Source organism: Burkholderia sp. BCC0506 (assembly GCF_902833145.1).
Taxonomy (GTDB): domain Bacteria; phylum Pseudomonadota; class Gammaproteobacteria; order Burkholderiales; family Burkholderiaceae; genus Burkholderia.
Genome location: NZ_CADFEN010000008.1, coordinates 86,174 through 107,816 on the forward strand (window position 1 = coordinate 86,174; position 21,643 = coordinate 107,816).

Sequence of the window (21,643 nt, forward strand, 5' to 3'; positions counted from 1 at the left end):
GGATGACAAACGACCTGGGCCATTCGCCAGCATGGTTCACCGATGCGCGCCGCGCCGCGGCGCCTTTCATGCGCCGGCTGCTTGCACGGTTTGCGGCGTTGCTGATCGGCGGCGGTGCGCTGGCGTCGGCGCCTGTACCCGCGTGGTCCGCGGCGCAAGCCGCCGACGCGTTGCCGCCGTTGCATGAAACCGGCCTCGCCGCCGCCGCACCCGAAGACGTCGGCGTCGATCCGCGCAAGCTCGTCGAGTTGTCGCGCTGGATCCGCACGCAGAAGCTCGACGTGTACAGCCTGCTCGTCGTGAAGGACGGCAAGCTGATTTTCGAGCGCTACGGTGCAAACGCGTCGCGCGATTCGACCTACGAACTCTACTCGGTGACGAAGGCCGTGACGTCGCTCGTCGCGGGCATCCTGGTCGATCGGGGCGCCGTGCGTCTCGACGAGCCGGTGGCCGCGCGGCTCGCCGCGTGGCGTCCCGATCTCGGCGGCACGCTTGCGGACAAGCGCGGCATTGAGTTGAAGCACGTGCTGTCGATGTCGAGCGGACTGCACTACGACTTCAGCCCGAAGGACGATCCGATCTACTACACCGCGCCGGACCGGCTGAAGCTAGCCGCATCGGCCGCGCCGCAGGTCGCACCCGGCACCGCGTTCGACTACACGGACGTGAACCCGATTCTCGCGTCGGCGATGTTGAGCGCGGCGGCCGGCGAACCGGTCGAGCGCTATGCGCAGACGCATCTGTTCGGCCCGCTGGACATGAAGCGCGCCGCATGGGAGCGCGCGGACCGCACCGGGCTCGTGTCGGCGGGCTGGGGGCTGCGGCTGCGTGCGGTCGACATGGCGAAGATCGGCATGCTCGTGCTCGACGGCGGGCGCTGGCAGGGGCGGCAGGTCGTGCCGCAAACATGGATCGCGCAGATGACGACGCCGCGCGTATCGCCGCATTTCGGTTACTACTGGTGGATCAACAACATCGTCGACAGCGAGCCCGAATTCGATGCGATGGGCTTCAAGGGGCAATTCATCACGGTGCTGCCGAAGCGCAATACGGTGATCGTGATGACCGGCGTGTTGCCGGTGGACGGCGGGCTGCGCGATGCGGAGAACGTGAAGTTGTTCCGGCGGATGGTGAACGGCTATGTCCTGCCGGCGCTCGATGGGCGCGCTGCGTCGGCGCGCGGCTCCGACGAGGGCGACACGCGTGCCGCGCTGCGCGACGAACTCGAAGTGAGCGCGCGCTTCGCAGGCGTGCCCGGCACGCAGGTCGATCCGACGGATGTGCCGAAGTAGCGCCGGGCGCGTGTCCGGGCCGGCCGATGGAGGCGAGCCGGACGCGCGGTGCATCTCATCTCATCGCGTCAAACCAGTTCCCGTAAGCACGCATCGAACCGCGCGACGAGCGTATCGACATCGTCGGCCGTCGTTTGCGGGCACACGAGCATCATGTTGTGGAACGGCGTGATCAGCACGCCGCGATTCAGCAGGTACAGATGCACGATGTGCTCGAGTTCGCTGTCGAGCTGTGCGCCTGCGATCGTGCCGTTGCGCGGCGGCACGGGCGCGAACTGGAACTCGGTGCGCGCGCCGATGCGCGTCACGCACCACGGCAGCCCGTGTTTCGCGATCGCGTGTTCGAGGCCCGTCGCGAGCCGCGCGGCGAGGGCGAACATGTGCGCGTACGCGGCGTCGGTCGCGACTTCGGCGAGCGTCGCGCGCATCGCATGCATCGCGAGCATGTTCGCGGTGAGCGTCGTGCCGATTCCCGAGTGGCCGGGCGGCGCGTTCAGCTTCGCCTGCTTCGCGCGTTCCGCGAATTCCGCGCTGAACCCGTACACCGCGCACGGTACGCCGCCCGCGATCGGCTTGCCGACCACCAACATGTCCGGTTCGAGACCGTGCGCGACCGCGTAGCCGCCGGGGCCGCTGCTGATCGTGTGCGTCTCGTCGATCACGAGCAGCGTGCCGTGGCGGCGCGTCAGTTCGCGCGCGGCCTCCCAGAAGCCGGGGGCGGGCAGCACCATCCCGATGTTCGTCATCGCGGGCTCGGCGAGCACGCATGCGACGTCGCCCTCCTTCAGCGCCGCTTCGAGCGCGGCCAGATCGTTGAATTCGACGACGCGCGTGTTCGCGAGCAGGTCGTACGACTGGCCGAGCAGACTGTCGCGCTGCACCGGGCGACCGTCGACGAGATCGACGAACACGTCGTCGACCGTGCCGTGATAGCAGCCGTTGAACACGACGATCGTGTGGCGGCCGGTGGCCGCGCGTGCCCAGCGCAGCACGAAGCGGTTCGCGTCGCTCGCGCTCAGCGCGAATTGCCAGACCGGCAGCTTGAAGCGGCGCGCGAGCTCGCGCGACACCCACGCGGCGTCCTCGCTCGGCAGCATCGTCGTGTAGCCGCGCGTGGCCTGCTCGACGAGCGCGCGGGCGACGGGTTCCGGCGCATGGCCGAACATCGCGCCTGTATCGCCGAGGCAGAAATCGACGTAGCGATGGCCGTCGACGTCGGTGAATGTCGCGCCGCGGGCTTCCTTCACGTAGAGCGAGAACGGCGTCGACCAGTCCTGCATCCAGTGCAACGGCACGCCGAACAGCAAGTGCTCGGACGCTTCCGCGGAGAGTGCGCGGGAGACCGGCATGGCTTCGGTGAACGCGTGGCGCTCGCGATCGAACAGCGCGCGGGCGCGGATGAGGTCGACTCCGTGGCGGGTAGGCAAAGGCAGCTCCTGGGCTGTGGGGATGGAGGAAACGATAGCGCGGGCAGCGGGGAGTTGAACAGGGGTGGAACGACCGAGGCGGAGCGGCGGTGGACGGCGAGGGAACCGTGTCGGTGGATAGCGTTAGCCGCGGAGATTGAGCTCGAGTTTTTGCGCATAAACATACGACAACCTATCTCTTGACGAGCGTTTTAAGAAGTGAGTGTGCGCACACATACACATGTAAAAGCAGTAAAAACAGGGTAAACGACAGATACACGCGCTGTCTCAATCGCGTCTAGACTCGGCTATGTAGTACGACGACGTATAAATAGAGATGCGCCGCCCGGCGTATCGATACCCCTTACCCTGCAGGAGTGCCCATGGCTGCCCACCGCCGCCGTTCGTCTTCGTCCGTCCGATCGCCCGCATCGAAGCGGGTATCCCGCCGCGCCTTCATCGGCTGGTCCGGCGCACTTGCCGGCGGCGCGATGCTCGGCGGACCGTTGGCGGCCACCCGGGCGCTGGCGGCAGGGGCGACGCCCCAGGCATCGGCGGTCGATCTCGTGTGGGGCGAGCACGGCGCGGCGGCACGCATCGCCGCGTCTCTCGCGCACGTGTCGCGGCTCGCGCGGCACGGCCGCGACTTCGATGTGACGCACTACGGCGCGCGCCCGTGCGCGACGGTCGCGCAGACGTCGCCGTACCCCGCGGCGAAATCGCCGGTCAGCCCCGGTTCCGAACTGACGACCGCACCCGGCGCATTCGATTCGCGCCCGGCCTTTCTCGCGGCGATCGACGCATGCCGGCGCGAAGGCGGCGGCCGCGTCGTCGTGCCGTCCGGCGCCTGGTATTGCGCGGGGCCGATCGTGCTGCAGAGCAACGTCACGTTTCACCTGAGCGCGAACTGCACGATCTACTTCAGCCCGAATCCGGCCGACTACGCGAAGGACGGCCCGGTCGATTGCGGCGCGAACGGCCGGCTGTACTACAGCCGCTGGCAGGCGAACGATTGCCTGAACTACGGCGCGCCCGTCTACGCACGCAACGCGACGAACATCGCGCTGACCGGCGAAGGCCCGACATCGGTGCTCAACGGGCAGGCGATGACGCCGTTTGCCGGCAGCGGCGCGAATAGCGTCTGCTGGTGGACCTACAAGGGTTCGTCGGGCGCGTACGGCGCAGGCGCGACGGTGCCGGCCCAGAACACCGCGAACCCGAACAACGTCGACCTGCGGCTCGTCGCGCCGTCGATACCGGACGCGCTCTACGCGCTGCTCACGTCGCCCGTCACGCCGTGGCAGCAGGACCAGAACTACCTGCCCGCGCTGTCCGAGGCCGGCGTGCCGGTGGAGAAGCGCATCTTCGGTCTCGGCCATTACCTGCGGCCGTGCATGGTCGAATTCATTGGCTGCACCAACGTGCTGATGGCGAACTACCAGACGCAGAACACGCCGTTCTGGCAGCACCATCCGACCGCGAGCCGCAACGTCGTGATCCGTGGCGTGACGACCAACAGCATCGGCCCGAACAACGACGGTTTCGATCCGGACGCGTGCACCGACGTGCTGTGCGAGGACTGCACGTTCAACACCGGCGACGACTGCATCGCGATCAAGTCGGGCAAGGATCGCGACACCGAATACGGGCCCGCGAAGCGGCACCTGATCCGCAACTGCACGATGAACAGCGGGCACGGCGGCATCACGCTCGGCAGCGAGATGGGCGGCGGCGTCGAGCAGATCTATGCGACGAATCTGTCGATGCTGAACGCGAACTGGCAGACCAATCCGCTGAACATCGCGATTCGCGTGAAGACCAACATGAACCGCGGCGGCTACGTGAAGGATTTCCACGTGAAGGGCGTCACGCTGCCGAACGGCGTGACGCTGAAGGGCGGCGGCTACGGCAGCGCGCTGCTCGCCGGCAGTCCGGTCAATGCGAGCGTGCCGCTCGGCGTCGTCACGCCGTCGGCAGGGAACCCGTCGGCGGCGCAGGGCGGCATCGTCACGTTCGACTGCGACTACCAGCCTGCGAACGATGCGGTGCGCACGCGCGCGCCGGTCGTGCAGAACGTGACGATCTCCGACGTGAAGGCGAGCAACGTGACGCTGAACGGCGTGACCGCGTCGTGCTTCCAGGCGATCGTCGCGCAGGGGCCGGTCGCGTTCGACTACAACGGTACGCCGCCCGCGCCGGCCGTGCAGCCGATCTCCGGCGTGACGATCCGCAACTGCGACTTCGGCACGCCGGTCGCGTCGGGCACGCCGACGGTCACGTCGCCGGGGCCGGTCTATGCGTTCAACGTGAGCGCGATGACGCTGACGAACGTGACGATCGCCGGGCAGGTCGTCAACACGACGATCACCGACAGGCGGTGAGACGAGATCACGGGCCACGACGTTCGCGTGCGGCCCGGTCGAGGCCCGCACGCGAACCCGGATGCGTTACGCGAGCGTCTTGATCATGTAGTGCTCGTCGTAGAAGCGGCCATCGACGAACAGCGAGCGCGGCTCCGTGCCGAACCGGACGAACCCCTGCGACGCATACAGCCGCTCCGCGGCATCGTTGACCTCGTTCACGCACAGCATCAGTTGCCTGCATCCCCACGCCTGGGCCGCATGCGCGGTCGCGCTGTCGAGCAGTGCCTGCGCGATGCGTTGCCCGCGATACGCGGTGTCGACGAAGACGCCCCAGATCGTCGCCTTGTGCGCGATCTTCGTGCGCGCATCGCGACGCACGCCGGTGATGCCGACGAGCGTGGCGCCGTCGAACGCGCCGAACACGGCCTGTGCCTGCGTCGGCGTGAGGCGCTTCGCGAATTCGTCGACCGGCACCTGCGACTCTTCGTCGAGCGTCGGCAGGAAGGACGTGGGCGCGGTGTCGACCGCACGCAGGCGGACGGTCTGAAACTGCGCCGCGTCGGCGGCGTCGAGCAGGCGGATCGTGATCGTCATCGGGAGCATTCCGGTTGAGGGGCGTGCATGCCGGCGCGCCGCTTCGGGCGCGGGATGCATCGCGTCTATCCTAATGGGAAACCGGACGGCTTGTCGCGAGGGTCGGTGCGTCGCGCGCTACCGGTGCGATCGTGAGCGGCGGGCGGCGATCGTGGCGCGTTGCGCCGGCATAAGGGAAGGGTGCGCGTTAAAGCGCGTGCCGTCGCGCCGGTCCGGCGCACGACGCGAAACGGGCGACGTGCGCGCGGGATCGACGCACGCGCACGCCGGCGGCATCAATAGCGAGACAGCTGATTGCCGTTGATCTGCACGCGGTCGCCCGGACGCAGGTTGCCCGGCGACTGCACGTCGAACGAGCGCATCGAGCCGTCGCTGACCTGCACGTCGATCCGGTAGCTGCTCGGGCCTTGCGCGGCGCCCATTTGCTGGCCGATCTGGTTGCCCGCCACCGCACCGCCGAGCGCGCCGATCACGGTCGCCGCATCGCGGCCGTGACCGCGGCCGAACTGGTTGCCCACCAGGCCGCCGACCAGCGCGCCGACGACGGTGCCGGCCACGCCCGACGGGGCGACCGAGCTGTTGACCGGCTGGATGTTCGTGACGGTGCCGTATTGCGCGCCGTACGGGTTCGCGTATTGCTGCTGTTGCGGGTTGCCGTACGGGTCATACGGCTGCGAGCCGTATTGATCGTACGGTTGCTGCTGCACGTAGCCCGGCTGCGAATACGCGGGCTGCGCATAGCCGGGCGTCGCGTATTGCTGCTGCGGATAGCCCGGCTGCGCGCCGTAGTAGCCCGGCGCGACGCAGGCGGTGAGCGGCAGCGCCGCCACGGCGACGAGCGAGGCGAACAGAACGGTCTTCGTGGAAGGCATGCGCATCATGATGTTTCCTGCATCGGCTACGTGTTCGCCGATGGAATCCCGTCACGGGGTGGCGAACTCGGCGTGAGTATAAGGAATGGCCGGATGCGCGTCCGGTGCGGCCGGGTAACAACGTGTAAAGTCTGTTGCCGCGTAAATCGCCGCTCGGGCGGGCCCGCGCGCCGCACATCGCGAAATCGAATGCGCGGCATCGCGACATTTAATTGGCTTCGCGCGGCGGCGTCCGATATCGTGGCCGGGTTCCCTGCCAACGGTCGCGCCGTGCCGGTCGCGGTTCCTTCCCCTGTCCGCGCCGGTATCGCGCCGCGACCGCCCCACATTCCAAGCCATGACCGAACGACTCTTCATCAACGCCCGCGACGCCGGCGGCCAGCCCGTCAATCTCGTCGTCCGCGACGGCCGCTTCGCCGCGATCGGCGCCCATTGCACCGCCGCGCCCGGCGCGCGGACGATCGACCTCGACGGTCGCGTCGTGCTGCCCGGTTTCGTCGACGGCCACATCCATCTGGACAAGAGCTTCGTCGGCGATCGCTGGGTGCCGCACGAACCGGCCGGCTCGCTGCGCGAGCGGCTCGCGGTCGAGAAGCGCCAGCTCGCGGCCGCGCCGCCGATCGTCGCGCGCGCGAACGCGCTGATCGCGCAGGCCGCCGCGTTCGGCACGATCGCGATGCGCAGCCACGTCGACGTCGATGCGACGACGGGCCTGTCGAACCTGCAGGCCGTGATGGCCGCGCGCGAACAATGGCGCGGCATCGTCGACATCGAACTGGTCGCGTTCCCGCAGGCCGGCGTGATCACGTGCCCGGGCACCGCCGAAATCCTCGACGCCGCCGTGCGCGAAGGTGCGGACGTGGTCGGCGGCATCGATCCGACGACGCTCGACGGCGACGCGGACGGCCAGCTCGACATCGTGTTCGGCATCGCCGAGAAGCGCGGCGCGAAAATCGACATTCACCTGCACGAGCCGGGCGAAACGGGCATCGCGCAACTGCTGCGGATCGCGGCGCGCACGCGCGCGGCCGGGCTCGGCGGGCGCGTGAACGTGAGTCATGCGTACGCGCTCGGCCAGGTGAGCGACGACGACGTGCAGCGCACTGCCGTGGCGCTGGCCGAAGCCGGCGTGTCGATCCTGACGAATGCGCCGGGCGACTGCGCGTTCCCGCCGGTGCAACGGCTGCGCGACGCGGGCGTGCACGTGTTCGCGGGCAACGACAACATTCGCGACGCGTGGTGGCCGTACGGCAACGGCGACATGCTGCAGCGCGCGATGATGGTCGGCTACCGGTCGGGCTTCTACACCGACGAAGCGCTCGGCATCGCACTCGACATGGCGACGCACGCCGGCGCACGCGCGCTCGGCAACGCGCACTACGGAATCGCGGTCGGCTGCGATGCGAGCTTCGTCGCGGTGCGCGCGCCGAATGCGGCGGCGGCCGTCGCGGGCGTGCCGGCCGAACGCTGGGTATTCCGCCGCGGCGAAAGCGATACGGATGCGCCGTTCGCGCCGCCGCTGCGCTTCACGCGCTGATCCACCCGACCGACGGCACGGCGCGCCGTGCCCGCGTTGCACTGATCGACCCCATCGGAGCCGACATGACGAACCTCCTGATCCGCAATGTCCGCACGAGCGCCGACGCTGCGCTCGATATCCTGATCGAAGGCGATCGCATCGCGCGCGTCGGCCCGTCGCTCGACGCGCCGGCCGGCTGCGCGGTCGAGGACGGCGCGCTTGCGTTGGCGCTGCCCGGCCTCGTCGAAGGCCACACGCACCTCGACAAGACCCACTGGGGGATGCCGTGGTATCGCAACGCGGTCGGGCCGCGCCTCGTCGATCGCATCGAGAACGAACGCCGCTATCGCGCGACGAGCGGCCACGATGCGGGCGCCGCGTCGCTCGCGCTGGCGCGCGCGTTCCTCGCGGCCGGCACGACGCGCATCCGCACGCACGTCGACGTCGATACCGAAGCCGGGCTGCGCCATCTGCACGGCGTGCTCGCGACGCGCGAGACGCTGCGCGGGCAGGTCGAGATCCAGATCGTCGCGTTTCCGCAGTCGGGCGTGCTCAAGCGGCCGGGCACGGATGCGCTGTTGTCCGATGCGCTCGACGCCGGTGCCGACCTGCTCGGCGGGCTCGATCCGTGCGCGATCGAAGGCGACCCGGTCGAGGCGGTGGACGGGCTGTTCGCGATCGCCGAGCGTCACGGCCGCGGGCTCGATATCCATCTGCACGAGCGCGGATCGATGGGCGCGTACTCGCTCGACCTGATCCTGCAGCGCACGGCCGCGCACGGGATGCAGGGGAAGGTCACGATCAGCCATGGGTTCTGTCTCGGCGACATCGCCGAGCGCGATGCGCTGCTCGCGCGGATGGCCGGGCTCGGCGTGGCGATCGTCACGACCGCGCCGGCAGCGGTGCCGGTGCCGCCGGTGGCCGCGTGCCGCGCGGCCGGCGTGACCGTGATCGGCGGCAACGACGGCGTGCGCGACACGTGGACGCCGTACGGTTCGCCCGACATGCTCGAACGCGCGATGCTGATCGGCATGCGCAACGATTTCCGCCGCGACGATGCGCTCGAGGTCGCGCTCGACTGCGTGACGCACGGCGCGGCGCGCGGTTGCGGCTTCGCGGATTACGGGCTGCAGCCCGGCAATCGTGCGGACGTCGTGCTCGTCGATGCGCAGACGTTCGCCGAGGCCGTCGTCGCGCGGCCGGTGCGGCGTCTCGTCGTGTCGTCCGGGAAGATCGTCGCGCGCGACGGCGCGCTGGTCTGAGCGCCGCGTCGCGCCGGTATGATCGGGTTTTGAGCCGGATGTCCGGGGAGACGACGATGCGACGCACGACCGCGGCACGGGCCGCACGATGGATGGCGGCGGCCCTGTTCGCCGCGACCGCCGCGCATGCGGTGGCGGGCGGGCCGGCCGATGCGCAACAGGAAGCCAACCGGCGCACGGTGCTCGCGTTCTACGAGAAGGGGTTGAACGAGAAGGATGCGGACGCGGCGCTCGCATATGTCGGCGATCGCTACGTGCAGCACAACCCGAACGCGGCCGACGGCCGCGAAGGGTTCCGCCAGTTCGTCGCGTTCCTGCGCGACAAATATCCGCAGTCGCACAGCGAGATCAAGCGCTCGTTCGTCGACGGCGACTACGTGATCCTGCATGTGCACGCGGTGCGCGAACCGGGCACGCGCGGCAGTGCGATCATGGACATTTTCCGGCTCGAGCACGGCAAGATCGTCGAACACTGGGACGTCAACCAGCCGGTGCCCGAGCAGGCGGCGAACGGCAATACGATGTTCTGACTGGATGGGCGCAGCCCCCCGTGTGCCGCGCTCGTTCGAAGTCCCCTTCGCTTACCGCCCTTCGCGTTCCAGCATTGCCGCGAGCGTTTTCGTCAGCTCGCCGACCATCGGGTCGGCCGTCGGCCGGTGCAGGATCGCGATGTCCATGTTCTCGATCGGCGCGAAGCCCTGCTTCGCGGTCAGCACCACATGTTCGTCCGTCACCACGCGCGCGGGCAGCACGCTGATGCCGAGCCCGTCCGCGACGGCCGCCTGGATGCCGCTCAGGCTCGACGTCGTGAAGCTGATCCGCCAGCGGCGGCCGCGCTCCTCGATCGCCTTGATCATGTCGTCGCGATAGAGCCCGCGCGGCGGGAACACGACGATCGGCAGCGGATCGAGATCGATCGACGGATGCGTCGCGCTGTCGATCCAGCGCAGTTTCTCCGGCCAGCGCACGACCGCCTCGCGGCTGTCGCGCCGCTGCTTGATCAGCACGAGGTCGAGTTCGCCGCGATCGTACGCGGCGCTGATGTCGCGGCTCAGCCCGCACGTCACTTCGAGCTTCACCTGCGGATGCTCGCGCTTGAATGCCGCGAGCACGTGCGTCGTGCGGCCCGCCGCGAAATCGTCGGGCACGCCGAGCCGAATCGTCAGCGCGACCGTCGCGCCCGACAGCGCCTCCAGCATCTCGTCGTTCAGCGCGAGCATGCGCCGCGCGTAGCTGAGCACCGTCACGCCCGCATCGGTCGGCCGCACGTCGCGCGCGCCGCGGTCGAGCAGGCGATGGCCGGCGATTTCCTCGAGCCGGCGCACTTTCTGGCTGACCGTCGACTGCGTCGAATGCAGGCGTGCGGAAGCCGTCGTGAAGCTGCCGCAGTCGGCGACCATCACTAGCGCACGCAGCAGGTCGATGTCGAACAGGGGTCTATTCATTTATGCACTTCTCGGGAATCGGGCATTTCATTTTCGAATGCGTGCGACGACTTTTAACATGGCCGGGCGCCGTGGGCAATCGCGGTTTCGCCGGACTGGGGGCGGCGTTTTGCGTGGTTTTTGAGGCGGATGAAGCGCTCGCAAGCGTCGACCTGAGCAGCGCGAACCGGTGTCGCGGCACCCGTTGATGCCGGCGGCCGAATGCGGTCATGTCGATACGGTGCGCACGCTGATCGATGCGGGCGTGAACGTCGACCAAGTGAACCGACTCAGCTGGACCGCCCTGCCGGAGGCGATCGCGTTCGGCGACGGCAGCGAACGGGACGTGCCAGTTGAACGGCTGACGCCACCGCGGCACGCGGCGGCGCGAGTACGGGGCGATCGAGCGGGTGCTGTTGGCGGCGGGCGCAGTGGGTTTAGCGGCGGCGCGATTTTGGTTCGGGCGTGCCGCCGGGGAGTTTTCGCAGGAATGCGTCGGCGAGTTCAACACAATAGTCGAACGACGGCGTGTAGCCGAGTGTCCGGAGGTCGTCGAACCGCGGTCGTACGAAGGCGCGATGCTCGTTGAGCAGACGCAGAAACGTGTCGCGATGCCGAACGAGGAACGCACCGGCTTCCATCAGGCTTTCCGGCTCTCGCTCGATGACCAGGCACAGATCGAACAGGTCCCGCGCAGTCGGACGATCGCCGCGGTGCCACATTTTCTTGGCCACGATTTCCGCGGAAGTCTCGACCTTGACGACACGATCCATCAGCGTCCATTCGTCGTAGCCGGGAGACGTCAGATTCCGGGAGACCACGAAGTCGATTTCGCCGTCGGGCAGCATCAGCTTCACGAACCCGGCGTGTTCCTCATAATTCGACGTGATATCGGACGCGGCATCGCTGATGCGGGGATTCACGTACCCGAGATACTGCGGATCGGGTACGAAGATGTCGACGTCTTTGCTGACGCGATGGCCGTGGCGCAGCATGAGGACGGTGCCGCCGCCAAATGTCCAGAACGGATGCGACGTGCCATGCTTCCGTATCTCGTCGATCAGTGTCAGTGCATGGTGAAAAAGACCCTGCCACGGGCCGCCGGGCAACGTGGATGATGCGGTCATGCCCATACCTCCCGATACAGATGAAGCTCCTTCGACCAAGCGGCAAGATTTTTCCAGATGGTCCGAAGCGGGGTGCCCGAGCGTTCGGCGGCTTCCTCGGCCGCCTTCACCACGACAGGCAGTGGCACCTCGTCCAGGATGACGGAGAACTGTGATTCGTATCCCTCCGGAATTCGTCCGGTGGTCAACGCATCGGCCAGCAGTCGTTCGGTCAGTTCACCCTTGTAGCTGACGTTCGCGCTCACGACGGCTTTGTAAAGACCGTTTTGAGCCTGTCGCGGAAGTGCCAGAAGTTCAATGCCGAGCACACTGAGCAACGGGATGAGCTTGTTGATACCGAGATCCTTCACCTTGCCGGCTTCGAGCTGGTTGACGGTAAGGCGAGACAACCCGGCGAGCTTGGCAAGTTGCGCCTGCGTGAGGTCGAGTTCGGCCCGCCGTTTCGCGACGGCCTGTCCGATTTCATAGAGTTGCATGGCGACCTCCCGACGAAGGTGGGGTGCTCTTGAATGTAAGCTATATCTTACATCTTGAGACGCGAGACCGGTGTTGAAAAATTCCGTCGCAGTATAGGTCGCGTTGCCGGCAGGTTCTCTGGAATTGTCGGAAACACGTCGCCGCGGTGGCCGGTGTAGATCCCTTCCTCTCGCTGACATCCGGAAAACGCATTCCGGGTCAGGTGTGGATCGCGCAGGGTAAACACCCGAAAATTCCCGGAAAAGCCTGCAATGGAGCATCACCCCGCCTCCTCGGTTTCGATCTTCCATCAATCCGGCGCCCTCCGGCGTTTCCCCCGCTTGCGCTCGGAAATTGAGCGGTCTAGACTGCATCGCAGTTTCATCGAAGTCCCCGTCTTTCGCGCCCCGCGCCGGCCTCCCGTCGCGGCGCCTCCCCCGGACGCCGGCGTCGCCCGCCGCGTCGAGACTTTCAAGGACATGCCATGCACCGCACCGCAAAGCTCCTCGTCACCGCGCTGGCGTTCGCGCCGCTCGTGTCGTTCGCGCAGGACACGTCGACGATCCGCTGGGGTATCGACCCCACGTATCCGCCGTTCGAGGCGAAGCAGCCCGACGGCTCGCTGGCCGGTTTCGACATCGACCTGCGCAATGCGATCTGCGAGCAGTTGCATGCGAAGTGCGTGTGGGTCGAACAGGGCTTCGACGGGATGATCCCGGCGCTGCGCGCGCGCAAGTTCGACGTGATCATGTCCGCGATGACGGCCACCGACGAACGGCTCAAGCAGATCGACTTCTCGAACAAGCTGTATGCGTCGCCTGGCGCACTCGTCGCGCCGGTCGGCTCGAAGCTGCTGCCGACCGCCGCGTCGCTCGCCGGCAAGCGAGTCGGGATCGACCAGGGCACGACGCAGGAGGCGTACGCGAAGGCCGAATGGGCGACCAAGGGCGTGACGATCGTCTCGTACCAGAACCAGGACCAGGTGTACCAGGATCTCGTCAACGGCCGCCTCGACGCAACCTTCCAGGACAAGACGCAGGCCGGCTACTCGTTCCTGAAGACGCCGCGCGGCAAGGGCTACGCGTTCGCCGGGCCGGACGTGACCGACGCGCGGATCACCGGCTACGGCGTCGCGATGGGCATACGCAAGGGCGACGCCGACATGAAGAAGCGGCTGAACGACGCGATCGTCGCGATTCGCGCGAACGGCACGTACCAGAAGATCGCCGCGAAATACTTCGACTTCGATATCTACGGCGCGAAGCAGCAGCTGACTTCGGCGCCGTGACCCCGTCACTCATTCGATCGACAGGCATACCATGACGAGTATCCGGGATCGCGTCGCGCAAGCCGTGACGCCCGAACTGATCGCCGCGTTCCGCGAGGACGGCGCGGTCTGCATCAAGGGCATCTTTTCGCCTGACGAAGTGGCCGCGCTGCGGGCCGGCATCGACGCGAACCTCGCGCAGCCGAGCGAACGCGCGAAAGTCGCGAGCCGCCCCGACGATCCGGGCTGGTTCTTCGAGGATTTCTGCAACTGGCGGCACAACGACGCGTATCGCGACTTCATCGTGCGCTCGCCGGCGCCGTCGGTCGCCGCCGCGCTGATGGGCACGCAGACGGTGCGGCTGCATCACGACCACCTGCTCGTGAAGGAGCCCGGCACGCGGCAGCGCACGCCGTGGCACCAGGATCAGCCGTACTACGACATCGAAGGCGACGACAACGTCAGCATGTGGATTCCGGTCGATCCGGTGCCGCTCGAATCGACGCTGGAATTCGTCGCGGGCTCGCACCGTGGGCCGTGGCTGATGCCGCGCACGTTCATGGACAAGGAAGCGAAGTGGTTTCCGGAAGGCAGCCTCGCCGACCTGCCCGATATCGAAGCCGATCGCGCGGCGTTCCCGATCCGCCACTGGGCGCTCGAACCGGGCGACATGGTGTGCTTCCGGATGCTGACGCTGCACGCGTCGGGCGGCACGCGGAACCGCCGGCGCGCGTTCTCGATCCGCTTCGTCGGCGACGATATCCGTCACGCGCCGCGGCGCTGGAAGACGTCGCCGGATTTCCCCGGGCTCGCGGCGCAACTGGCCGACGGCGCGCCGCTCGATCATCCGTTGTTTCCGGTCGTGTGGTCGCGCGACGCGGGGCAGGTTGACGCGATCTGATCCGACGTAACGAACACGGCGGCCGTTTCATCACGAAACGGCCGCCGTGCGTTTGGCGCATGCGTGCGCCGACGGATCAGGTCGGGTGCCGCCCGCCGCCGGGTTTGAAGCGTGAACCGAGCCGGTAGCGATTGCCCGGATGCAGGAAATGCACGAACGTGACGGGCAGCCCGTTCGTCCACGTGCGGCGCGTGAGCGTGAGGCACGGCTCGTCGGTGCGCATGTCGAGCAGCCGCGCCTGCTCGCCGGTGGGCAGCGACGCATCGACGACGTGCTCGATCTCCAGTTCGTCGTGCGACACGTTGTTGTACAGGTACTCGGACGGCGGCTCCGTCTGGAAATCCTGATCGATGAAGCCGGGTGCGGCGGCCGGGTTCACGTAGCGATCCTCGAGCTGGATCGGGCGGCCGTTTTCCTCGTGCACGCACACCACGTGAAAGACCGGTGTGTTGACCGGCAGGCCGAACGCGGCCGCGACGTCGAACGACGCGGGTTCGCTCGAGCGGCTCAGCACGCGGCAGCGATATTCGTGCCCGCGCGCGCGGATTTCGTCGCGGATGTGCGCGATCATCAACAGGTTCGACTGCGGTTTCACCTCGGCGACGAAGGTGCCGACGCCCGCGATGCGCTTCAGCACGCCTTCCTCGGTCAGCTCGCGCAGCGCGCGGTTGACCGTCATGCGCGCGACGCCGAACTGCGCGGCGAGATCGAGCTCGGACGGAATGCGGTCGCCGGGGCGCCACTCGCCCGACTCGACGTTCTGGCGAACGAGCGTCTTGATCTGCTGGAACGGTGCGGTGGCCTTCGTGACCATCGGAAGATCCTTGCGCGAAAAAGTGACGAGAAGTGACGAGGCTAGTCGTCGTGACTGACGATGACCACGATCTCCGCCTGCGCGGTGCCGAGGCTGCGCGTGCGGTGCGGGATGAGTGCGTTGAAATAGACTGAATCGCCGGCCCTGAGTTGCACCGTCTCGTTCGGAAATTCGATTTCGACGCGCCCCTTGTGCACGAACAGGAATTCCTCGCCTTCGTGCTCGCGGAACGTCGACGCGACGAATTCGTACGGTGGATGCACGACGAACGGCAGCATCTTCTTCGGCGCGACGCCGGCCGCGATGCTCTCGAAGCGGTGCGCGTGGCTGTCGGCCGCCGCGCCCATCGCGGTGCGCTCGCCGGCGCGCGTGACCGTGATCAGCTCGCGGTTGCGGCTTTCCGAGAACAGTTGCTCGACGTCGACGTTCAGCGCCTTCGACAGCTTCAGCGCGACCGCGATCGACGGCACGCTCAGGCCGCGCTCGACCTTCGACAGGTAGCTCTTGGTGAGGCCGGTCTCGTCGGCCAGCACGTCGAGCGTCCAGCCCTTCTGTTTTCTGAGCAGCTTCAGGCGAATCGTCATGGGGCGCCAGGTGTCCTTCGAAAAACCGATTGTAACGCATGACACAAAGTGTCATTCAGTGTATTGTGTGTCACGTGTGCACGGGGAAACGGTCGCGAACGGCGCGGCGGACCCGGTTCATTCAGGAGGCGAACATGGCGGAAACGCTGAATTTGACGAAGGAAGCGCTGGTCGCGCTGGCGGAGCGGCGTCTTGAAAACGAAGTGGGCGACAGCGGCTGGTCCGCGCGCCAAAAGCTCGCGTTGACGTGCCGGATCCTGTTCGACGCCGGCCACGACTCGGGCCTGGCCGGGCAGATTACCTGCCGCGCGGACGAGCCGGGCACGTACTACACGCAGCGGCTCGGGCTCGGCTTCGACGAGATCTCGGCCGCGAACCTGCTGCGCGTCGACGAGGATCTCGACGTCGTCGACGGCGAAGGCATTCCGAACCCGGCCAACCGGTTCCATACGTGGATCTATCGCGAGCGCCCGGACGTGAACTGCATCATCCATACGCATCCGGCGCATGTCGCGGCGCTGTCGATGCTCGAGCAGCCGCTCGTCGTGTCGCACATGGACACCTGCCCGCTGTACGACGATTGCGCGTTTCTGAAGGACTGGCCGGGCGTGCCGGTCGGCAACGAGGAGGGCGAGATCATCTCGAAGGCGCTCGGCAACAAGCGCGCGATCCTGCTGTCGCATCACGGCCAGCTCGTGGTCGGCAAGACGATCGAGGAGGCGTGCATCCTCGCGCTGCTGATCGAGCGCGCCGCGAAGCTGCAACTGCTCGCGATGTCGGCCGGCGAGATCAAGCCGGTGCCGCCGGCACTGGCGCGCGAAGCGCACGACTGGATCTCGAAGCCGAAGCGCGATGCGGTGACGTTCGACTACTACGCGCGCCGCGCGTTGCGTGCGCATCGGGATTGCGTCGCGTGAATCGGCGTGTCATTTCCCCATCGTCAGACAATCATTGAGGAATACAAATCGTGTCCATCCTGCTGAAAGGCATCATCGCCTACCCCGTCACGCCGTTCTCCGCCAACGGTGACGTCGACCTGAAAGCGCTCGACGCGCTGATCGAACGCCTGATCGCCGACGGCGTTCACGCGATCGCGCCGCTGGGCAGTACCGGCGAAAGCGCCTACCTGTCCGACGCCGAATGGGAGGCCGTCGCCACGGCATCGATTCGCGCGGTGCGCCGGCGCGTGCCGACCGTCGTCGGGATTTCCGATCTCACCACGGCGGGTGCGGTGCGTCGTGCCCGCATCGCCGAACAGGCCGGCGCCGATGCGGTGATGGTGTTGCCGGTGTCGTACTGGAAGCTCGGCCACGACGAGATCGTCGCGCACTACCGTGCGATCGGCGACGCCATTGGCATCCCGATCATGCTGTACAACAACCCGGCGACGAGCGGCGTCGACATGTCGCCCGACCTGATCGCGACGATCTGCCGCGCCGTCGACAACGTGACGATGGTCAAGGAAAGCACCGGCGACATCGGCCGGATGCACCGGCTCGCGCAATTGAGCGACGGGACGATTCCGTTCTACAACGGCAGCAATCCGATGGCGCTCGCCGCGCTGGCCGCGGGCGCGGCCGGATGGTGCACGGCCGCGCCGAACCTGAATGCCGCGTTGCCGCTCGCGCTGTTCGATGCGATGCGCGCGGGTGACCTCCCGCGCGCCCGAGCGGTTTTTCACGCGCAGTTGCCGTTGCTCCAGTTCATCGTCAACGGCGGGTTGCCGGTGACCGTGAAGGCCGGGCTGAGGCTGCGCGGCTTCGACGCCGGCGAACCGCGGCGGCCGCTGCAACCGCTCGGCGAGGCACGTACGCGCGAACTGGAGCGCCTGCTCGCGGCGCTGCCGGACGGTGTGGCGGCATGAGCGACGACGCCCGGCCGGCGATCTCGGCCGCCATCGGCGCGGTGCGGATCGGCACGCGTCGGCCGCTCGCCGGCACGCCGCATGCGAGCGCGATCGACAAGCAGCCGGCGGACGCGCGCCTGTGGCTGGGCGCGCTCGGCTTTGCCGGCGACGAGCAGGCCGATGCGCGGCATCATGGCGGCCCCGACAAGGCCGTTCACCACTATGCGCACGATCACTATGCGTGGTGGATCGGGCACATCGGTGCGCGCGACGTGCTTGCCCGGCCGGGTGCGTTCGGCGAGAACCTGTCGACGCGCGGCGTCACCGAGCGCGACGTGTGTCTCGGCGACGTATTCACGCTGGGCGGCGCGGTGCTTCAGGTCTCGCAGTCGCGGCAGCCGTGCTGGAAGCTCAACGCGCGCTTCGATCATCCGCGCATGGCGGCGCTCGTGCAGCAAAGCGGCCGGACCGGCTGGTACTACCGCGTGCTGCAGGAAGGCTGGGTGGAGGCGGGCGACGTGCTGGCGCTGCATGCGCGCCGCTACCCGCAATGGCCGCTGTCTGCGGTGCTCGACGTGCTGTATCGGCGCACGCTCGACATGGCCGCGCTCGATGCGCTGTGCGACGTGCCGCTGCTGCCGCCCGGCTGGCGCACGTTGCTCGAGAAGCGCCGGACCGAACGGCAGGTCGAAGACTGGACGAAGCGGCTCGAAGGATGACGGGCCGCGTCCGACGCTTACTTCGTCGGCAGGTTGCGCAGGTCGGCCGTCGGCTCGGTGCCGAACGCGTCGCTCAGTACGTAGCCGATCAGTTGTCGGGCAGTTGCCTCGGGCGTGGCGAGCGCGCCGCTCGACTTCAACTGGTCGAATTTCTCGCGCATCGGGAAGTTGTTTTCGTCGGTCGCGCGGATCGTGGCCTGCATGCCCGTATCGACGACGCCCGGCGCGACGCTGCAGATCCGCAGCGCGCCGTTCGCGTCGAGCGCGACCGCGCGCGCATGGTGATCGAGCGCGGCCTTGGTCGCGCAGTAGACGCTCCAGCCCGCATACGCGTTGCGGGCCGCGCCGCTCGACAGGTGCACGATCCGGCATTCGGTCGCGGCCGATGCGGCCTGCGCGAGCGCGGCCGACAGCATCAGCGGCGCGGCGACGTTCAGGCCGACCGCGCGGGCGACGATCGTCGGGTCCTGCACGGCGAGCGGGCCGATCGGATCGACGATGCCGGCGTTGTTGAACAGCAGCACGAGGGATGCGCCGTCGACGAAGCGGCGCAGCGTGTCGCCGGCCAGCCAGGCGGCGACGGCCGTGGCGTCCGACAGGTCGAGTTCGACTTCCGCGAAGCGTTCGCCGGCCTGCGACGCGAGCGACGGATGACGGCTGCGCGACACGCCCAGCACGGAGACGCCTTCCAGCAACAGTTGTGCGGCGAGCGACGCGCCGAGGCCGCGCGTGTGTCCGGTGACGATGGCGCGCACGGGTGCGGAAGAAGATGCAGTCATGGTGGTGAACCGGTGAGGGGGTGAACGGGTTTGACGAGCGGCGCGCAGGTTCGGCGGCGGCGGATTCAACGCGGATGATGCGGAATATCGGCGTGCGGCGCCGCTGATATCGGGATAAGCGTATATCGTAGCGCCGGCATGCGTATCGCGCAAACGAGCGGCCGCGATGAAGGTGAGGGATGAATCTGCGGCGCATGCACGCAGGCATCGTCGTGTCGCGCCGCGCGGTGTCGGGCGCGCTGCTACGTCGGACGAAAGCCCGCTGCGGCAAGTGCGCACGCGGGCGCGGCGAGTGGCGCTAGGCCCGGCGTCGCGAGCTATCATATGGCTCGCCCGTGCGCGATGCCGTGCGGGCCGCGATCGTTTCCCCTTCACCTGCTGCACGCTGCCACTCATGAACACCACGCCGGATACGCCCACGCCCCGCGCCCTTCGCGAACTCACGCCCCTCGAGGCCCGCATTCTCGGCGTGCTCGTCGAGAAACAGCACACGGTGCCGGATACCTACCCGCTGTCGCTGAACGCGCTGACCGCCGGCTGCAACCAGAAAACCGCGCGCGCGCCGGTGATGAACGTGAGCGAGGACGAAGTGACGACCGCGCTCGACGGGCTGAAGCACCTGAGCCTCGTGATGGAGGGCAGCAGCAGCCGCGTGCCGCGTTTCGAGCACAACATGAACCGCGTGCTCGGCATCCCGAGCCAGGCGATCGCGCTGCTGACGATCCTGTTGCTGCGCGGCCCGCAGACGGCCGCCGAGTTGCGCCTGAACAGCGCGCGCCTGCACGGCTTCGCGGATATCTCGTCGGTCGAGGCGTTCCTCGACGAACTCGCGGCGCGCGCGCAGCCGCTCGTCGTCCGGCTGCCGCGCGCACCGGGCGCGCGCGAGAACCGCTGGATGCACCTGATGTGCGGCGAAGTGAACATGGCCGACTTCGCGAGCGCGGATGCCGGCGGCGGCGCGGATTCGGTGCCGCCTTCCGAATTCGAAGCGCTGAAGGCCGAACAGAAACGCCTCGCGGACGAAGTGGCGCGCCTGAATGCGCTGGTTCAGCGGATGGCGAGCGAACTCGGCATCGACGTCGACACGCCGGGCGGCGCGTCCTGATCGCTTCCTGATGCAATGCCGGCGGTGCGCGCGCACCGCCGCGTCACTTCAGCTTGACGCCGGGGACGAGGTAGCGCGCGCCGCCCGGTCTCAGGATCGGCTCGAGCGCGGCAAACGGCGCGTCGAGCTGCGGGCCGAGACAGGCGCCCATTGCGTGACCGATGCCGGATACGACGAACGACAGCTTGCCCGGTGCATCGAGTTCGAATGCCAGATACTGCGGGAACACGTCGGCGCACGACAGCGAATTGCCGTCGCCGTCCGTCGGCTGGTTGCCCGGTGCGGCTTCGTCGCGCAGCCGCGCAATGAACTTCACCATCGCGGCGCTCGTTGCCGATTCACGGTCGTCGGCCGGCGCGGCCGCAGCGATCACGCGATTCCAGTCGAGGTACGCGCCGCGCAGCAGGTCGAACGTGACCGGATCGTAGTGATTGTTCGGGTGCGCGCCGCCGCAGAACGTGCTGCCGGATTCCACGATGCCCAGTACCGCACGCGACAGCCACGTGACCGTCACGCGCTCGTCGTCATAGTCGCCGAGCGTTCCGGCGGCCGGCCCGTCGTCGGTATAGCGCGTCGACGCGCATTCGAGCGCCGCGAGACTCATTTGCCAGTGCCGTTGTTCGAGCAGATGGTTGACCCGCGCGATCACGGCCGGGTCGGGATGGCGGCTCAGGCGCGGATACGCGAGCACCGTGCGCGGATCGCGCCACATCCGGTACGCAACCGTGCCGTCGCCAACCTCGGGGCCGACCGGCTGCGCATGCCCGGCGAGCTTCAACGCGGCATAAGGTGCGTGCTGCATGTCGATGTCCGCGCCGCGCGCGATGCCGCTGCCGACACCGCCCGCCGCGAGCGCGGTGATCGCTTCGACGGAGCCGGGTGCAACCCCGTCGGGATCGTATGCAGCCACGCGGCGCAACGCGAAGGGGCGCGTCTTGCCCGAGCGCGCATCGGTCCGGCCGCGATAGCCGTCCTTGTCCCGCGTGCCCTGCCAGGTGGCCGCCCCATGATCGAAATCCGGCTTCCCACTGTATTCCGACGCGTTACGCGCATCATCCGGCAATTGCGTGCGCACGAGCGGCTCGACGAGTTGTGCAGGTTTGCCTCGCAGCGGAATATCGACGCCGAACTGTGCGTAGAAATAGCGGCCCGAGATCATGCCGTCGGCGGCCGGGCGATCGTCGAGTTCCATCACCACGGTGCCGGCGCCTTGCAGCGTTCCTTCATAGACGGTGCGTGGCGCAGCATCCGCGCAGCCCGCGTGCGCCGCAATCAGCACGCACGCGCTTTGGATCAACGGGCGCATCAAAGGC

At 67.9% G+C, this 21,643-nt stretch carries 21 protein-coding genes and 1 pseudogene; 12 read left to right on the top strand and 10 right to left on the bottom strand.

Going from position 1 to position 21,643, the window contains the following annotated elements:
• The first annotated feature begins 2 nt into the window (after nucleotides 1–2).
• Nucleotides 3–1,292, top strand: a complete 1,290-nt coding sequence (locus tag HWX62_RS19520) for a serine hydrolase (protein ID WP_244136067.1) — start codon at nucleotides 3–5, stop codon at nucleotides 1,290–1,292.
• A gap of 68 nt (nucleotides 1,293–1,360) precedes the next feature.
• Here HWX62_RS19520 and HWX62_RS19525 read toward each other — a convergent pair whose 3' ends face one another.
• A complete protein-coding gene (locus HWX62_RS19525) occupies nucleotides 1,361–2,719 on the bottom strand; it encodes an aspartate aminotransferase family protein (protein ID WP_175931104.1) in 1,359 nt (452 codons plus the stop codon).
• Between the two features lie 362 nt (nucleotides 2,720–3,081).
• Here HWX62_RS19525 and HWX62_RS19530 point away from each other — a divergent pair, with 362 nt between their 5' ends.
• Nucleotides 3,082–5,079 carry a glycoside hydrolase family 28 protein gene (locus tag HWX62_RS19530; protein WP_175931105.1) on the top strand — a complete coding sequence of 666 codons (1,998 nt, stop codon included), beginning with the start codon at nucleotides 3,082–3,084 and terminating at the stop codon, nucleotides 5,077–5,079.
• 66 nt (nucleotides 5,080–5,145) lie between these two features.
• On the opposite strand, the gene HWX62_RS19535 is transcribed toward HWX62_RS19530, so the two are convergent.
• Both HWX62_RS19535 and HWX62_RS19540 read right to left on the bottom strand, forming a co-directional pair.
• Nucleotides 5,146–5,655, bottom strand: coding sequence for a GNAT family N-acetyltransferase (locus HWX62_RS19535; protein WP_175931106.1), 510 nt, complete (start codon nucleotides 5,653–5,655; stop codon nucleotides 5,146–5,148).
• Nucleotides 5,656–5,930: 275 nt separating this feature from the next.
• A complete protein-coding gene (locus HWX62_RS19540) occupies nucleotides 5,931–6,536 on the bottom strand; it encodes a glycine zipper 2TM domain-containing protein (RefSeq protein WP_175931107.1) in 606 nt (201 codons plus the stop codon).
• A gap of 328 nt (nucleotides 6,537–6,864) precedes the next feature.
• On the opposite strand from HWX62_RS19540, the gene HWX62_RS19545 reads away from it, so the two are divergent.
• The 3 genes from HWX62_RS19545 to HWX62_RS19555 all read left to right on the top strand — a co-directional run bounded on the left by HWX62_RS19545 (nucleotide 6,865) and on the right by HWX62_RS19555 (nucleotide 9,838).
• Entirely contained in the window at nucleotides 6,865–8,064 is a 1,200-nt protein-coding gene (locus HWX62_RS19545) for an amidohydrolase family protein (RefSeq protein ID WP_175931108.1), read from the top strand.
• 65 nt (nucleotides 8,065–8,129) lie between these two features.
• Entirely contained in the window at nucleotides 8,130–9,308 is a 1,179-nt protein-coding gene (locus HWX62_RS19550; protein WP_175931109.1) for an amidohydrolase family protein, read from the top strand.
• 56 nt (nucleotides 9,309–9,364) lie between these two features.
• A complete protein-coding gene (locus HWX62_RS19555; RefSeq protein ID WP_175931110.1) occupies nucleotides 9,365–9,838 on the top strand; it encodes a nuclear transport factor 2 family protein in 474 nt (157 codons plus the stop codon).
• Between the two features lie 51 nt (nucleotides 9,839–9,889).
• On the opposite strand, the gene HWX62_RS19560 is transcribed toward HWX62_RS19555, so the two are convergent.
• Complete coding sequence (locus tag HWX62_RS19560; RefSeq protein WP_175931111.1) at nucleotides 9,890–10,753, bottom strand: LysR family transcriptional regulator; 864 nt, start codon at nucleotides 10,751–10,753, stop codon at nucleotides 9,890–9,892.
• A 187-nt stretch (nucleotides 10,754–10,940) separates the two neighbouring features.
• Here HWX62_RS19560 and HWX62_RS33325 point away from each other — a divergent pair.
• Nucleotides 10,941–11,003, top strand: a pseudogene (locus HWX62_RS33325) (hypothetical protein); the annotation flags it as partial.
• A gap of 166 nt (nucleotides 11,004–11,169) precedes the next feature.
• Here the strand turns inward: HWX62_RS33325 and HWX62_RS19565 are convergent.
• Nucleotides 11,170–11,859: a nucleotidyl transferase AbiEii/AbiGii toxin family protein gene (locus HWX62_RS19565; protein WP_175931112.1), complete on the bottom strand. Its 690-nt coding sequence runs from the start codon at nucleotides 11,857–11,859 to the stop codon at nucleotides 11,170–11,172.
• Entirely contained in the window at nucleotides 11,856–12,335 is a 480-nt protein-coding gene (locus HWX62_RS19570; RefSeq protein ID WP_175931113.1) for a helix-turn-helix domain-containing protein, read from the bottom strand. Before HWX62_RS19570 ends, HWX62_RS19565 begins: the two co-directional genes overlap by 4 nt.
• Nucleotides 12,336–12,799: 464 nt before the next feature.
• Between HWX62_RS19570 and HWX62_RS19575 the strand changes: the two genes are divergently transcribed.
• Nucleotides 12,800–13,603 (top strand): ABC transporter substrate-binding protein, encoded by an 804-nt coding sequence (locus HWX62_RS19575; RefSeq protein ID WP_175931114.1) that lies wholly within the window; start codon nucleotides 12,800–12,802, stop codon nucleotides 13,601–13,603.
• A gap of 31 nt (nucleotides 13,604–13,634) precedes the next feature.
• Nucleotides 13,635–14,483, top strand: a complete 849-nt coding sequence (locus tag HWX62_RS19580) for a phytanoyl-CoA dioxygenase family protein (protein WP_175931115.1) — start codon at nucleotides 13,635–13,637, stop codon at nucleotides 14,481–14,483.
• 76 nt (nucleotides 14,484–14,559) lie between these two features.
• Here the strand turns inward: HWX62_RS19580 and hutC are convergent, their stop codons facing one another.
• Both hutC and HWX62_RS19590 read right to left on the bottom strand, forming a co-directional pair.
• Complete coding sequence (gene hutC / locus HWX62_RS19585; protein WP_175931116.1) at nucleotides 14,560–15,297, bottom strand: histidine utilization repressor; 738 nt, start codon at nucleotides 15,295–15,297, stop codon at nucleotides 14,560–14,562.
• Between the two features lie 41 nt (nucleotides 15,298–15,338).
• A complete protein-coding gene (locus HWX62_RS19590) occupies nucleotides 15,339–15,881 on the bottom strand; it encodes an XRE family transcriptional regulator (protein ID WP_175931117.1) in 543 nt (180 codons plus the stop codon).
• A 134-nt stretch (nucleotides 15,882–16,015) separates the two neighbouring features.
• Between HWX62_RS19590 and HWX62_RS19595 the strand changes: the two genes are divergently transcribed.
• Genes HWX62_RS19595 through HWX62_RS19605 form a run of 3 tightly spaced genes read left to right on the top strand, consistent with a single transcriptional unit; the run spans nucleotide 16,016 to nucleotide 18,446 of the window.
• Nucleotides 16,016–16,798 carry an aldolase gene (locus HWX62_RS19595; protein WP_175931118.1) on the top strand — a complete coding sequence of 261 codons (783 nt, stop codon included), beginning with the start codon at nucleotides 16,016–16,018 and terminating at the stop codon, nucleotides 16,796–16,798.
• A 50-nt stretch (nucleotides 16,799–16,848) separates the two neighbouring features.
• Nucleotides 16,849–17,745 carry a dihydrodipicolinate synthase family protein gene (locus HWX62_RS19600; RefSeq protein WP_175931119.1) on the top strand — a complete coding sequence of 299 codons (897 nt, stop codon included), beginning with the start codon at nucleotides 16,849–16,851 and terminating at the stop codon, nucleotides 17,743–17,745.
• Nucleotides 17,742–18,446: an MOSC domain-containing protein gene (locus HWX62_RS19605; protein WP_175931120.1), complete on the top strand. Its 705-nt coding sequence runs from the start codon at nucleotides 17,742–17,744 to the stop codon at nucleotides 18,444–18,446. Before HWX62_RS19600 ends, HWX62_RS19605 begins: the two co-directional genes overlap by 4 nt.
• A gap of 17 nt (nucleotides 18,447–18,463) precedes the next feature.
• Here the strand turns inward: HWX62_RS19605 and HWX62_RS19610 are convergent, their stop codons facing one another.
• Nucleotides 18,464–19,225 carry an SDR family oxidoreductase gene (locus HWX62_RS19610; protein WP_175931121.1) on the bottom strand — a complete coding sequence of 254 codons (762 nt, stop codon included), beginning with the start codon at nucleotides 19,223–19,225 and terminating at the stop codon, nucleotides 18,464–18,466.
• A 394-nt stretch (nucleotides 19,226–19,619) separates the two neighbouring features.
• On the opposite strand from HWX62_RS19610, the gene HWX62_RS19615 reads away from it, so the two are divergent.
• Complete coding sequence (locus tag HWX62_RS19615; RefSeq protein WP_175931122.1) at nucleotides 19,620–20,330, top strand: YceH family protein; 711 nt, start codon at nucleotides 19,620–19,622, stop codon at nucleotides 20,328–20,330.
• A gap of 43 nt (nucleotides 20,331–20,373) precedes the next feature.
• Here HWX62_RS19615 and HWX62_RS19620 read toward each other — a convergent pair whose 3' ends face one another.
• Nucleotides 20,374–21,636, bottom strand: coding sequence for a hypothetical protein (locus HWX62_RS19620; RefSeq protein WP_175985219.1), 1,263 nt, complete (start codon nucleotides 21,634–21,636; stop codon nucleotides 20,374–20,376).
• Between the last annotated feature and the right edge of the window lie 7 nt (nucleotides 21,637–21,643).